Source organism: Nocardia sp. Root136 (genome assembly GCF_001427185.1).
Taxonomy (GTDB): Bacteria; Actinomycetota; Actinomycetes; order Mycobacteriales; family Mycobacteriaceae; genus Nocardia; species Nocardia salmonicida.
The window spans coordinates 597,598-611,072 of the sequence record NZ_LMFE01000007.1 but is presented as its reverse complement, the minus strand read 5'-3'; the positions used below and the strand labels follow the sequence as shown (position 1 = coordinate 611,072).

At 66.8% G+C, this 13,475-nt stretch carries 9 protein-coding genes, 4 tRNA genes and 1 pseudogene; 5 read left to right on the top strand and 9 right to left on the bottom strand.

What is annotated here, in order from left to right; all coding sequences use genetic code 11:
- Positions 1-237 precede the first annotated feature (237 nt).
- Positions 238-1,392 (bottom strand): tRNA dihydrouridine synthase DusB, encoded by a 1,155-nt coding sequence (gene dusB / locus ASD42_RS19790; protein WP_056818708.1) that lies wholly within the window; start codon positions 1,390-1,392, stop codon positions 238-240.
- Between the two features lie 203 nt (positions 1,393-1,595).
- Here dusB and ASD42_RS19785 point away from each other — a divergent pair, with 203 nt between their 5' ends.
- A complete protein-coding gene (locus ASD42_RS19785; protein WP_056818706.1) occupies positions 1,596-2,177 on the top strand; it encodes a hypothetical protein in 582 nt (193 codons plus the stop codon).
- 62 nt (positions 2,178-2,239) lie between these two features.
- On the opposite strand, the gene ASD42_RS19780 is transcribed toward ASD42_RS19785, so the two are convergent.
- The 3 genes from ASD42_RS19780 to ASD42_RS19770 all read right to left on the bottom strand — a co-directional run bounded on the left by ASD42_RS19780 (position 2,240) and on the right by ASD42_RS19770 (position 4,234).
- A complete protein-coding gene (locus ASD42_RS19780; protein ID WP_056818704.1) occupies positions 2,240-3,196 on the bottom strand; it encodes an acyl-ACP desaturase in 957 nt (318 codons plus the stop codon).
- 230 nt (positions 3,197-3,426) lie between these two features.
- The gene (locus tag ASD42_RS19775) at positions 3,427-4,020 is read right to left on the bottom strand and encodes a DUF937 domain-containing protein (RefSeq protein ID WP_056818703.1); all 594 of its coding nucleotides are present in this window, start codon (positions 4,018-4,020) and stop codon (positions 3,427-3,429) included.
- A gap of 138 nt (positions 4,021-4,158) precedes the next feature.
- Positions 4,159-4,234: transfer RNA gene (locus tag ASD42_RS19770), tRNA-Lys, on the bottom strand.
- Between the two features lie 730 nt (positions 4,235-4,964).
- Here ASD42_RS19770 and ASD42_RS19765 point away from each other — a divergent pair.
- The 4 genes from ASD42_RS19765 to ASD42_RS19750 all read left to right on the top strand — a co-directional run bounded on the left by ASD42_RS19765 (position 4,965) and on the right by ASD42_RS19750 (position 6,018).
- Positions 4,965-5,636: a TetR family transcriptional regulator gene (locus ASD42_RS19765; RefSeq protein ID WP_056818701.1), complete on the top strand. Its 672-nt coding sequence runs from the start codon at positions 4,965-4,967 to the stop codon at positions 5,634-5,636.
- A 91-nt stretch (positions 5,637-5,727) separates the two neighbouring features.
- Positions 5,728-5,800, top strand: a tRNA-Glu gene (locus ASD42_RS19760).
- A 40-nt stretch (positions 5,801-5,840) separates the two neighbouring features.
- Positions 5,841-5,914, top strand: a tRNA-Asp gene (locus tag ASD42_RS19755).
- 30 nt (positions 5,915-5,944) lie between these two features.
- Positions 5,945-6,018, top strand: a tRNA-Phe gene (locus tag ASD42_RS19750).
- A gap of 65 nt (positions 6,019-6,083) precedes the next feature.
- Here the strand turns inward: ASD42_RS19750 and ASD42_RS19745 are convergent.
- The 5 genes and pseudogenes from ASD42_RS19745 to ASD42_RS19725 form a co-directional block, all read right to left on the bottom strand.
- Positions 6,084-6,773, bottom strand: a complete 690-nt coding sequence (locus ASD42_RS19745) for a TetR/AcrR family transcriptional regulator (RefSeq protein ID WP_056818699.1) — start codon at positions 6,771-6,773, stop codon at positions 6,084-6,086.
- Positions 6,774-6,794: 21 nt separating this feature from the next.
- Positions 6,795-7,778: an NADPH:quinone oxidoreductase family protein gene (locus tag ASD42_RS19740; protein WP_056818697.1), complete on the bottom strand. Its 984-nt coding sequence runs from the start codon at positions 7,776-7,778 to the stop codon at positions 6,795-6,797.
- A gap of 32 nt (positions 7,779-7,810) precedes the next feature.
- On the bottom strand, positions 7,811-9,025 hold the full coding sequence (locus ASD42_RS19735) for an acyl-CoA dehydrogenase family protein (protein WP_056818695.1): 1,215 nt from the start codon (positions 9,023-9,025) through the stop codon (positions 7,811-7,813).
- Positions 9,026-9,040: 15 nt separating this feature from the next.
- On the bottom strand, positions 9,041-9,862 hold the full coding sequence (locus ASD42_RS19730) for an SDR family oxidoreductase (protein WP_056818694.1): 822 nt from the start codon (positions 9,860-9,862) through the stop codon (positions 9,041-9,043).
- A gap of 228 nt (positions 9,863-10,090) precedes the next feature.
- A pseudogene (locus ASD42_RS19725) lies at positions 10,091-13,307 on the bottom strand (carboxyl transferase domain-containing protein).
- Positions 13,308-13,475 lie beyond the last annotated feature (168 nt).

The following is a 13,475-nucleotide window of genomic DNA, read 5'->3' as shown; positions in this document are numbered from 1 at the left end:
CTCACTCCTCTATCTGGCGCAGCCTGCGCGTCATCGCCCGGCTCCGATCGAACCAGAGTCGAACGATCCCGCAATGATAACGATTCCGCCACGAGTGGCCACTCCAGTGCACACCGGAATCGCCGACGAATTGATCGAGAAGGTTCGCCAGGCTCAGGAAAGCCCTGTTCGAGCGGGTGCGGTCGGCCGAAACAGCGATGGCTTACGAATTGATGTCGACCCGTTATCGACGCCTGATCAGCCGCCGCTGTGCATCACATCGGCCGCGGCCGGAACGGTGTCGTCTTCCGGGTCGTCGAGCCAGCCCTCGGGGAGCACGACCTTGGTCTGCGGCGAACCCTGCCGCCCGCGCGGGCCGAGCGCGTCGGTGGGGAACGGCACAGTGGGGTCGAGCTGTCCGACCAGATCCTCGATCTGCGACAGCTTCGACACCGTGGCGAAGCTGCGCCGCAGCTGTGAGCCGACCGGGAAACCCATCAGGTACCAGGCCATGTGCTTGCGAATATCGCGCATGGCCTTGTCCTCACCGTCGTGCTCGGTGAGCAGGGTGGCGTGGCGCACCAGGATCTCCCCGACGCGGCCGAGCGTGGGCCCCTCCGGGATCGGTTCGCCGCGTAGGGCCGCGCTGAGTTCGGCGAAGAGCCAGGGTCGACCGAGGCAGCCGCGGCCGACGACCACGCCGTCGCAGCCGGTCTCGTTCATCATCCGCAGCGCGTCGTCGGCGGTGAAGATGTCGCCGTTGCCGAGCACCGGGATGGAAGTGACGGTTTCCTTGAGCCGTGCGATGGCCGACCAGTCGGCCGCGCCCGAGTACAGCTGGGCGGCGGTGCGCGCGTGCAGCGCCACGGCAGCCGCGCCTTCGGCCTCGGCGATGCGGCCGGTGTGGAGGTAGGTGTGGTGGTCGTCGTCGATGCCGATGCGGAACTTGAAGGTCACCGGCACGCCCGCCGGTTCGGCCGCGGCCACCATTTCGCGCACGATATTGGCGAACAGCCTGCGCTTGTACGGCAGCGCCGAACCGCCACCGAGCTTGGTCACCTTGCGCACCGGGCAGCCGAGGTTGAGGTCGATGTGGTCGGCCCAGCCCTCGCCGACGATGATCCGCACCGCCTCGCCGAGCGTCTTGGGATCCACACCGTAGAGCTGCATCGAGCGCGGATGCTCGTCGTCGTCGAACGACATCATGTGCAGCGTCTTCTCGTTGCGCTCGACCACCGCGCGTGCGGTGATCATCTCGCACACGTAGATCGAGGTAGAGCTACCGAACTCCCTGCACAACCTGCGGAAGGCGCGGTTGGTGATGCCGGCCATCGGCGCGAGCACAACCGGCGGGTCGACCGGGTAGGGCCCGATCCGCAGCGCGGTGGGCGCCTGGGGCAGCGTGGTAGTCACGCGAATGATTGTCTCATCCGCCCCGATGTGATCGATCTCGCGTCCGAGCGCTTATCACCGGGTCATCGCCGCCACTGCGACCTCGCCGACACCGATTACCTGCTACGCCGTGTCCGGAACGGTTCCGAAACCTCAGTAGCCTTACGCTGCTGGCATCGTCGCCTCCGGCGGTGCGCTGTCCCCACGTAATCGGAGAAGACCCCATGGCCGAAAGCAACGAAGGCGCCACCGACCTGACGAAATCCCCTGCCACGCCCACCAAGGGCACGGTCGCCGTGCGCGTCTCGTCGCTGGTGGGCGGCGCCGTGATCGCCGTCCTCGCGATCATCGCCCTCGTGCTCGGCGTGCTGCTCGGCTCGGCGCGCTCGGAGATCTCCGACATGAAGGAACAGGCCGCCGACAACGCGAAGGCCGAGCAGATCGCCCTCGACTACTCCGTCGGCTCGGCCACCCTGAACTATCAGGACGTCGACGCCTGGGTCGCCAAGCTCAAGGCCGGTACCTCCCCCGAACTGTCGAACAAGTTCGACGCCACCGGCGACAAGCTCGAGCAGATCATCATCCCGCTGAAGTGGACCTCCACCGCGGCGCCGGTCACCGCCAAGGTGCTCTCGCAGGAGGGTGAGGTCTACAAGGTGGCCGCCTTCGTCGACGTGAGCACCACCAACGCGCAGAACCCCGACGGCTTGCGCAACACGGTGACCTACAACATCACCGTCGACGCGGGCAAGGACTGGAAGATCACCGACGTCGGCAGTGCCGACGGCGCCCTCCCGATCAAGTAACCCCGGACAGACAGAAGCGCCGCCTACCGGAAACCCGGTGGGCGGCGCTTTCGTGGTGAAACCTAGACGACGGCCATTTCGCGCTTCTTGGCCTCGCGAGCGAGCATCCGGTCGCGCTGTTCCTCGAACTTCAGCACGTCCTCGCCCAGCTTGTCCAGGAAGCCGGCCAGGCGCTCGCGGGTGGCCTCGCCGCGTGCGGTGAAGTCGGTGCGATCGAAGACGTTCCACTTCTTGAGCACCGGCTGCACGACCTCTTCGAGGTGCTGACGCAGGTCGTAGATGCCGTGCTTGGCCATCAGCACGCCGTTGCGACGGAAGTTCGGCATACCGGCGCCGGGCATCTGGAAGTTCTCGACGATCAGCGAGATCGCCTCGATGGTCTGGTCGGGGCTCAGGTCCATCGCCGCGCCGCAGAGGTTGCGGTAGAAGATCATGTGCAGGTTCTCGTCGGCCGCGACGCGCTGCAGCATGCGGTCGGCGATCGGGTCGTCGCACACCCTGCCGGTGTTGCGGTGGCTCACCCGGGTGGCCAGTTCCTGGAAGGTCACGTAGGCGACCGAGTGCAGGAAGCCGGCGTCGACCTCGGTGGGGGAGGCGAAGCCGTTGGTCATGTGGATCATGCGCGCCTCTTCGAGGGCGACCGGATCCACGCCGCGGGTGACAACCAGGTAGTCGCGCATCACGATGCCGTGCCGGTTCTCCTCGGCGGTCCAGCGACCGACCCAGGTGCCCCAGGCGCCGTCCTGGGAGAAGTTCTCCGCGATCTCACGGTGGTAGGACGGCAGATTGTCCTCGGTGAGCAGGTTGGTGATCATGGCCGCCTTGGCGACCTCGCTGAGCTTGGACTGCTCAGGATCCCAATCGATGCCGCCCATGGCGGCGAAGTTGCGGCCCTCGTCCCACGGGACGTAGTCGTGCGGATGCCATTCTTTGGCCAGCGACATGTGCCGGTTGACGTTTTCCTCGGCAACCGGCTCCAACTCCGTGAGCAGTTCGAGTTGAGTCAGATCCCTTGCCATGTAAAAACCCTTCGCTGTCGTGCTTGCGGTCGAACGTCGCGATGCGGCCATACCTTACGGCACCGTAGGTGTGATGCGAAACGCAACAGAGCGGTTTTCCGACGATGTTGAGCAACGCCACAACTCGTCAGTAGATCCGATGGTCTTGCTGACGAGTCTAGGCGTTCGACCCGCAGCATAGGGACTATCGCTGCGGGCCCCGCGACGTTAACTACACGTAGATGAACATCTCAGCGCTTGCCGCCGAGCAGGCCGCCGAGCACGCTGCCCAGCGCACCGCCCGCGTTCTTCGACAGGGCGTCGCCGATCATTCCGCCGAGCCCGCCGCTATTGCTGCTGCCGCCGAGTAGACCGCCGAGCAGATCGCCGAGACCGCCACCGGAGGCCTGCGTCTGCTGCGGTGCCGGCGCCGTGGCGCCGCCACCGGTGAGCTGCTTGGCCAAGTAGGCGAGCACGATTGGAGCCAGAATCGGCAGCAGCTTGCCGATCAGATCGTTGCCGCCGGTCCCGCCGCCCGCACCGAGCGCGCTGATGACAGTGTTCTTCTCGTCGCCGAAGACGTTGTCGACGATCTTCTCGCCGTCGCCGACGTCCACCTGCCCGAGATCGACCGCGCCGTCACCTTCGACGAGGCCGCCGTGATTGTCGAGCGCGCCGAGCAGCGAGGCCGCGCCCTGCGGCTCGGCGGCATTGACCTGGAGGCCGCCGAGCAGCGTCGGCAGCGCGGCCTGCACGGCCGTCGTCGCGGTCGCCTGGTCGACGCCGAGTTGGTCGGCGATCTGGGCGATGGGTACTTGGGAGAGCAAATCGTCGAAGGAAGTCATCTCACTCCGCCTGAGGTTGTGGGCGCCCGGGAGCCCGGGTCGCGCTCAGATTAGGTGCATCGATGCAAGAACCCGGCGGTTTCGGCGGCGTCTGCGTTTGGCGCGTCGCCACGTGACGATGGTCACGGTGGGAGTTGGTGGTGCCCCCTGTAGGACTCGAACCTACGACCTAGTGATTAAAAGTCACCAGCTCTACCAACTGAGCTAAAGGGGCGCGCAGCGGAGTCTAGCGGACACGGTGCCGAAGGGCCGAACCGTGGTCCCCGGCCGCGTTGCGGGCGTCTGATCGCCGCTGGTGGTGGCCGGTAACAGCGGGGCCGTCCGCGACGATTCTCGGTAAACACCTGGTGCCCAGCATCGTTCGCGCTATGGGTTGCGTATGGTTGTCGAATACTGTTGTATCGCAACATCTTTCGACAAGCAGGGGTGCAGGAGCGATGGAGTGGTCCACGATGGGCGCCGGTCTCGCGACCGTTCGGCGAACTTCGGCGGTGCCGATGAGCCGGTCAACTGGGCTGCGCGCCTACGGAATTCGTACCCGGACTAACCATTCCGGTTGCGCTTCGTTTGCTGATGTGGATAACCGGACCGGATGTTCGGATAGGTACACCAATCGCCGCGTGTCGTCTCGGGAATGCGGGTACGGTGATCGCCTGGTGAATTTCGAAACAATCACCGGTGCCGCGTTTTCCGTGGCTCCGGTGCAGGGTGCGGCGTTTCGTAATTCATCGACAGATTGCAGGCCGAGGTGATCGCGATGGGTGCGCGAACTCCCGGCAAAGGGGTAGGCGTCGCCGCAGGAGGAGGCGGTTCTCACCGGTGGCGGGGCCGCTGTGCGAGGCACCGCGAGTCTTTCATACCGAAAGTTTGAATTAAAACCACAATTCGCACCAGCGGTCTGTATTCGACCGCCGGCGTCGAGAAGGTTCGGAGGCGTTTCGAGCATGGCACGGCAGCAAGAGCGGGCGCGCCGGACACGCGCGGCAATAATCAAATCCGCGGCCGTCGAGTTCGGGAAGAGTGGATATGCCGCGGCATCGCTCAACCGCATTCTGGAAGGTTCGCGTGCCACCAAGGGCGCGATGTACTTCCATTTCGACTCCAAGGAAGATCTGGCGCGCGCGGTGCTCGAGACCGCGGTCGAGCGGTACCGGATCTGCGCGGAGCGCTGGCTGGCGCGCGCCGACCTCGGTCCGCTTGATGTGCTGCACGGCATGGTCGACGAGATCGCCCTTCGCCTCGAGCACGACACCATCGTGCAAGCGGAGTACCGCCTCGTGATCGAACCCGACTTCCATCGCGACACGGGCAACGGCGGCGGACGCATCGTCGGCCGAGCCACCCGAGTGCTCGCGGTCCGTGCCATCGACGACGGACAGCTGCGCGCAGACGCCGACCCCGACCGCTTCACTCGGACCCTGTCCGCGGCGCTGGCCGGACAGCGCTATCTGGTCGACCCGATCTCCAACGGTTCCGCCGCCGACTTGCGTGCCCGCTTCGCCGAGGTGCTGGAGGTTATCGTGGAGGCGATGGCGACCCCGCTGTGGATCCAGACTTTCCGCACCGAGGGCTGGCGGGAGCAAGCACGCCTGGATGACCTCGGTTTGGGCGCCTGACCAGGCGATTTGGAACTCTGCGCACACCTGTCATAAGCTATGCGAGCTCCCAACGGAAACGTTGAAGCCGCCCCGGAGAGATTCGGAACGAGCCCCCTTCGTCTAGCGGCCTAGGACGCCGCCCTTTCAAGGCGGTAGCGCGGGTTCGAATCCCGTAGGGGGTACAGTCTTCGGACTGTGTCTAGTAGTACTGCAGGTATGCATGGCCCTGTAGCGCAGTTGGTTAGCGCGCCGCCCTGTCACGGCGGAGGTCGCGGGTTCGAGTCCCGTCAGGGTCGCACGTAGTACCAGAGCAATCCGGTACTTCCGGCCAGGTAGCTCAGTTGGTACGAGCGACCGCCTGAAAAGCGGTAGGTCGCCGGTTCGATCCCGGCTCTGGCCACCTTCGATCCCCTCACCGAAGTACGCGGTGAGGGGATTTTTTCGTTGGTGGGCGGCGAGAGCCGGTCAGCTCGTGACCGGCATCCGCAGGGCGTTGGCCCACAGGCGCGACAGGGTGTGGACAACTTCTTCCATCGGAATCCGGCTGCCGTCGAACTCGCCGTCGCCGATGACGAAGTAGTTGAAGGCCATCCGGCTCACCATGCCCGAGAGGGCGCGCGAGGTGAGCATCGGATCGATCTCGGGGTCTGCCAGGCCGCGTCGCTGGAGATCGGCGATGCCGCGGGCATTGCGGCCGATGAAGGCATCGGCACGGTGCTGGCGCAGCTTGCTGAATTCGGGGTCGATCTGGGCGACCTGCTCGAGCAGGCCCATCAGCTTCGCATTGCGCTTGTATGCCTCGAAGTAGGCCAGGTTGGCGGCTTCGATGATCGAGGCCGGATCGTCCTCGCCCGTTACATGCGGCATCCCGGGATGCATCATGTCTTCCTGGGCGTGCTCGAGGATCGCGGCGAAGATCTCCTCTTTGCTCGCGAAGTAGGTGTAGAAGGTGCCCGAGGAGCAGTGGGCTTCCTGGGTGATGTCGATGAGCCGGGTGTCGAGATATCCCATCCGCTCGAACACCTTCCGGCCCGCCGCGATCAGCGCGTCCCGCGTACGCAGTCCGCGCTGGGTGGCAGGCAGGTCGCGCAACAGCGAGGTGCGTGCCATCGAGGGCAGCGCGCCCTCGCTGTCGGGGTCCGCGGATCGTTCCATGGTGTAGTTATATACCGGCGTTCACGGGCGGAACACGACGCGGCCGACGGTATCGCCGTCGCCGAGGCGGCCGAGTCCGGCTGGGATGTCGGCGAACGAGAGCCGCTCGCTGATCAGCGGTTTCACCTGGCCCGCCGCGGCGAGCCGGGTCAGCTCGGCATGGCAGTCGTGGATCGCCTGCTGGTTGTACTGCTTGTAGAGACCCCAGTGCAGGCCGATGATCGAATAGTTCTTGATCAGCGCGTGATTGAGCGCGGGCTGGGGGATGGTGCCGCCGGCGAAGCCGATCACGAGGATGCGGCCTTCGAAGGCGATGCACTTGGTGGACTTGGCGTAGGCGTCGCCGCCGACCGGGTCGTAGACCACGTCGGCGCCGCGGCCACCGGTGAACTCCTTGACGAGCGGCACGAAATCCTCGGTGTGCCGGTCGATCACGAGGTCGGCGCCGAGCTCGCGGCAGTAGTCTGCCTTCGCGGGCCCACCGACGACGCCGATCACCCGTGCCCCCGCCGCCTTGCCCAACTGCACCGCGGAGCTGCCGACGCCACCCGCCGCGGCGTGCACCAGCAGCGTCTCGCCGGGCTGCAGCCGAGTCCGGCGGTGCAGCGCGAACCAGCTCGTCTGATAGCCGATGACCAGCGCCGACGCCTCGGCATCGTCGAGGGATTCCGGTGCGGGGAAGGCGTTTTCGGCATCGAGTACGGCCAGCTCGGCGAACGCGCCGCCGGGCAGGTTCGCGGTGCCGACGATCCGGTCACCGATCGCGAACCGGTCCACACCCGCACCGACCGCCAGCACTTCGCCGCACAGTTCCACGCCAGGGGTGAACGGCAGCGATGGCTTGATCTGATATTGCCCACGGCACAACAGCACATCGGGGAAGTTGGCGGGCGTCGCGAGAATGCGCACCAGCAGCTGCCCCTCGCCCGCCGCCGGGTCGTCGATGTCGTTGAACTGCAGTACTTCCCGTGGTTCGCCGAGTTCGGCCAACTGCCAGGCTTTCATGTGATCAGTGCTCCTGTTCCAGTCCGGTCATCTCAGTTGCACTCCCTGTACTTGTTCAGTTCCTGACGTGCGATGGCCCGCTTGTGCACTTCGTCGGGTCCATCGGCGAGCCGGAGCGTGCGCAGGTGCGCCCAGGCGGCGGCGAGCGGGAAATCGTCGGTGACGCCACCCGCCCCGTGCACCTGAATGGCCCGGTCCACGACCTTCAGCGCGATGTTCGGCGCGGCCACCTTGATCGCGGCGATCTCGGTGCGCGCGGCCTTGTTGCCGACGGTGTCCATCAGATAGGCGGCCTTGAGCGTGAGCAACCGGATCATCTCGATGTCGATGCGCGACTCGGCGATCCAGTCCTGGATATTGGCGTTCTCGGCCACCGGCTTGCCGAAGGTGATCCGCGCCTGCGCGCGCTTGCACATCATCTCCAGTGCGCGCTCGGCCATGCCGATGCTGCGCATGCAGTGGTGGATGCGCCCTGGCCCGAGCCGGGCCTGGCTGATCGCGAAACCCTCGCCCTCGCCCTTGAGCACATCGGTGACGGGCACCCGCACGTCGGCGAAGTCGATCTCGGCGTGGCCTTCGCGTTCCTGGAAGCCGAACACCGGCAGCCCGCGGATGATCGTGACGCCCGGCGCGTCGATCGGGACCACCATCATGGTCTGCTGACGGTGCGGCGCCGCGGTGGGATCGGTCTTGCCCATCACGATCATCACGCGACAGTTCTTGTGCAAGGCGTTGGTGGCGAACCACTTTCGGCCGTTCAGCACGTAGTCCTCGCCGTCGCGCACCATCGACAGTTCGATATTGGTGGCATCGGAGCTGGCCACTCGCGGTTCGGTCATCGCGAAGGCCGAGGCCATGGTGCCCTCGAGCAGCGGCTTCAGGTACTTCTCTTTGTGCTCCTCGGTGCCGAACAGCTCCAGCACTTCCATGTTGCCGGTGTCGGGGGCGTTGCAGTTGCAGGCCTCGGACGCGAGATGGCTACGGCCCATGATCTCGGCCAGCGGCGCGTATTCGAGGTTGGTCAGGCCGGGGCCGCGGCCGGGGTGCGGGTGGAAGAGGTTCCACAGTCCGCGTCGTTTGGCCTCGGCTTTGAGCTCTTCCACGATGGGCGGCTGGAAATGGGGGTCGCCGGATTCGCGCATCTGCACGTCGTACACGGCCTCGGCCGGGTAGACGTGGGCGTCCATGAAGTCGAGCAGTTCTTCGGAATACTTCTTCGCGCGATCGCTCAGATCGAACAGTGACATGGCGTGCTCTCTCGCTCAGTGGGTTTCGGCCAGCAACGACGACTGGTAGCGGCGCATGCCGCGCAGCCAGCGGTCGTAATCGGCGCCTTTGTGGCGGTACATGTCCAGCACCTGTGGATGCGGCAGGATCAGGAATTCCTCGGCGTCGACGGCCGCGAGCACGATGTCGGCCACCGCGGCGGGTTCGAGGACATCGCCCGCCGAGACGACGGCGCGGGTCGCGGTGGCGCCGATTTCCTCGCCCGAATCCCGGCCCGCGTAGAGCAGTTTCGTATTGACGCCCATCGGGCACAGGCAGCTGACGCGAACACCCTGGTCGCCGTAGGTGACACTGAGCCACTCGGCGAACCCGACCGCGGCGTGCTTGCTCACCGAGTAGGTGGCCGAGCCGATCTGGGTGAGCAGCCCCGCGGCGGAGGCGGTACTGATGAAGTAGCCCGCACCGCGTTCGACCCACTCGGGCACCAGCAGTCGCGCGGCGCGGATATGGGCGCGCAGGTTCACCTCGAGGGCGCGGCTCCAGTCGTCGTCGGTGACGTCGAGCCCGGGGGCGCCGACGATGCCCGCATTGGCGAAGTACAGGTCGACCGGCCCGAAGTGATTCCGCGCCACCGCGATCAGACCTCTGATCGCCTCGGTGTCGGCGGCGTCGGCGCCGACACCCACGACGGCGCCGGGGTGGTCGGCATTGATCTGCTCCGACACGGCCAGCGCGGCGGTCTCGTCGATGTCGGACACCACCACCTTCGCGCCTGCCGCGGCGAGTGCGGCCGCCAGCGCGGCGCCGATGCCCGCTCCGCCACCGGTCACGATGGCCACCTTGTCGGTAACTCTCACGAGAAGTCCTTTCGAAGGGGAGCCGCCAGTACCCGGTGATCAGGCCCATGGACACCACCAGGTACGTCGACGCCTGTTCGTCGGCCGGGTTCGATCATCGGTGACTCCTCGGTGAATCCGCAGGGGTGAATCTATTAGAACTTGACGTCAACTTCAAGTAAGTGAGCGCTTGCTCAGTGTCGTTCACAGAGAATGTAATGTCAATCACATGCAGCTACCGGCGGCTGCTCAGGATCCGGCGCGCGCCCGGCTGTTGACGAGGGTCGCGATCCACGCGCGGGTGTCGGCGGGGTCGATCACATCGTCGAGTTCGAAACCCGTGGCGGCGGTGAGCGCCTTGCCCTGCTGGTAGGCCAGGGTGAGCAACTGCTGGAAAAGGGTCTCGCGCTCGTCCGGATCAGCCACGGCGGCGAGCTCTTTGCTGAAGCCGAGGCGAACGGCGCCCTCCAACCCCATCGGGCCGATCTCACCGGTGGGCCAGGCGACGGTGAAGTTCGGCGCGCGGAAATGGCCCGCCGTCATCGCCATCGCGCCGAGTCCGTAGCCCTTGCGCAGGATGACGGTGCCGAACGGGACGCTCAGCTGTGCGCCGAGCACGAACAACTTGCTGAACCGGCGTACAGTCGCGGTCTTCTCGGCCTCCGGTCCGACCATGAAACCCGGTGTGTCGCAGAGGGAGACGATCGGCAGTCCGAACGATTGGCACAGGGTGAGGAAATCGCCCATCTTGTCGGCGGCCTCGGCGTCGATCGCGCCGCCGAGATGATGGCTGCTGTTGGCGATCAAGCCGAACGGTTCGCCGTGCACTCGCACCAGCGCGGTGACGACGCCGACCCCGTAGTCCGGCCGCAGCTCTAGCACCGAGCCGACGTCGACGATCGCGTCGATGGCGCGATGGATGTCGTAGGCGCGTAACCGGTTCTCCGGCACCACATGGCGGGCCAGCCGTGGGTCCGGTGCGTCGAAATCCTCGACCCCGCCCTGGAAGTAGCCGAGGTACTGCTTGGCCAGCGCCACCGCGTGCGCCTCGTCACGGGCCACCAGGTCGACGACGCCGTTGCGTCGCTGCACGTCGATCGGGCCGATGTCCTCCGGGCGGTAGGCGCCGAGCCCGCCGCCCTCGATCATCGCCGGACCGCCCATGCCGATATTGGCATCCGGCGTCGCGATGATCACGTCACAGGAGCCGGCCAGCGCGGCATTGCCCGCGAAGCAGCGGCCCGACACGATCGTCACCAGCGGCACCTTGCCGCGCAGGGCGCCGAGCGCGCGGAAGGTCGTCACCTCGAGGCCCATGCCGGTCCAGTCGGTGTCGCCCGGCCTGCCGCCACCGCCCTCGGCGAACAGCACAACCGGAACCCGTTTGCGTTCGGCCAGTTCGAAGGCGCGGTCGGTCTTGGCGTGGTTGTTCTTGCCCTGGGTGCCCGCGAGCACGGTGTAGTCGTAGGAGATCACCACCGCCTCGGCGTTGTCGAAGTGGTCGGCGCCGATGGTCGCCAGGCCGGTGATCAGGCCGTCGGCGGGGGTGTTGGCGATCAGGTCTTCTTCGGTGCGTCTGGTGCGTTGGGCGGCGAAGGTGAGTGCGCCGTACTCGACGAAGCTGCCCGCGTCGACGAGGTCGGCGATGTTCTCCCGTGCGGTGCCGTCGGCCGATCCTGTGCCGCTTCTGCACGGCCGCCGGGCGGGCTTCGTCGAGCGTCACCCGGTGCCTGGCACGGATCTCGTCGACATCGGCGCGGGCCCGGCCGGGATCGAGATCGGCGTGCGCGCTGCCGGTTTCGTCGGCGCCGGTGCGGGTGATGACGACCAGTGGATCGCCCGGCGCGACGACCCGCCCGGCGCGAACGAGCACCCGGACGACCCTGGCGGCATCCGGCGCGGCGAGCACGTGCTGCATCTTCATCGCCTCGAGCACCACGAGCTGGCCACCGGCGCCGATGTCGACGCCCTCGTCCGCCACCTCGACCACCGTGCCCGCGAGCTGCGCGCGCACGGCTTCCTGCCCCGGATACAGCTCGACCGCGGTGACCGCGACCTCGGGCTGATCGGTCTGTGCCGCCGCGACCAGTTCGGTCAGTCGCTCCGTGAGAAAGCCGGTGGTGGCCTGGCCTGATTGGAAGGTGCTGTCGGCGAGGATCTCTCGCAGGAACGAGATATTCGTACCGATGCCGGTGACGGTGAACTCGGCGAGCGCTGTCGCGGTCTTGCGGGCGGCGGCGGGGAAGGACTGTCCGCGAGTTCGGGTGATCACCTTGGCCAGCAGCGAGTCGTAGCGCGGGCTCGGGGTCAGCCCGGGGCGGCCGAAGGTGTCGACCCGCACGCCCGGCCCGGTCGGCGGTGCGAAGGTAGTCAGCGTGCCCGCGCTCGGCACCGCCGAACCGTCGGCCGCCATCCTCTCCATGTTCACTCTGGCTTGGATCGCGATGCCGTCCGCGACGGCCGGTTCGCCGGTGGATTCCGTTCCGTCGGACACGATTCCGCACGGCAATCCCAGGTCGTCGAAGTGCGCGCCCTGGGCGATCGCGAGCTGCACGGCGACCAGATCGACCCCGGTCACCTCCTCGGTCACGGTGTGCTCCACCTGGATTCGCGGATTGACCTCGAGGAACACGAACTCGGCGTCGGAGACCAGGAATTCGACGGTCGCCAGTCCGCGATACCCGACATGGGCGCACAGCCGGGCCGCCGCGAGGTGGAGGTCTCTCCGCAGTGTCTCCGAAAGTCCCTGCGCGGGAGCGATTTCGAGGAGCTTCTGATGCCTGCGCTGCACACTGCAATCGCGGTCTCCCAGCGCCAGCGCCCTGCCGCCCGTGGCGACGATCTGCACTTCGATGTGCCGGGCGTTCTCGAGCAGCAGCTCGGCGAACACCGCGGGGTTACCGAAACCGAGCTGCGCCTCCGCGCCGCACTGCCGATACGCGTCGTCGATCTCCTCGACCGTTCGCACCACCCGCATGCCACGCCCGCCGCCCCCGGCCAGCGCCTTGATCATGATCGCGCCGGGGTGCGTACCGAAGAACCTGTGAACCTCCTCGGCGGTGGTCGGTCCCTCGGTGGCGGGCAAGACGGGCACGCCCGCGGCCACGGCGGCCGCACGAGCCGAGGACTTGTCACCGAACAGGTCGAGCACCGCGGGATCGGGCCCGACGAACGTGACGCCATCGGCCGCGCAGGCACGGGCGAATGCGGCGTTCTCGCTGAGGAATCCGTAGCCGGGATGGATGTAGTCGGCGCCGGATTCCTTGGCGGCGGCCAGGATCGCGGAGTGGTCGAGGTAGGGCGTGGCGCCGGTGCCCGCCAACGCGATCGCCTCGCCCGCCGCGTGCACATCGGGGTTGTCGGCATCGTCGTCGGCGTAGACCGCCACGGTGTCGATGCCGAGTTCGGTAGCCGTGCGGATGACGCGCAGGGCGATCTCGCCGCGATTGGCGATCAGCAGTTTCACTGGATGTCCTCGGATTCGGTGGCGGCGGGTTCGACGATCCCGCTGGTGAAGCCGATCAGTCGTTCGGCGATGGCGATGTGACTGTGCGCCGATCGCGGGATCGATCCCCGCCTGGTGCTCGATCAGCGCCACCAGCGCGCCGTTGGCGAACACGGCTTCGGCGAAACG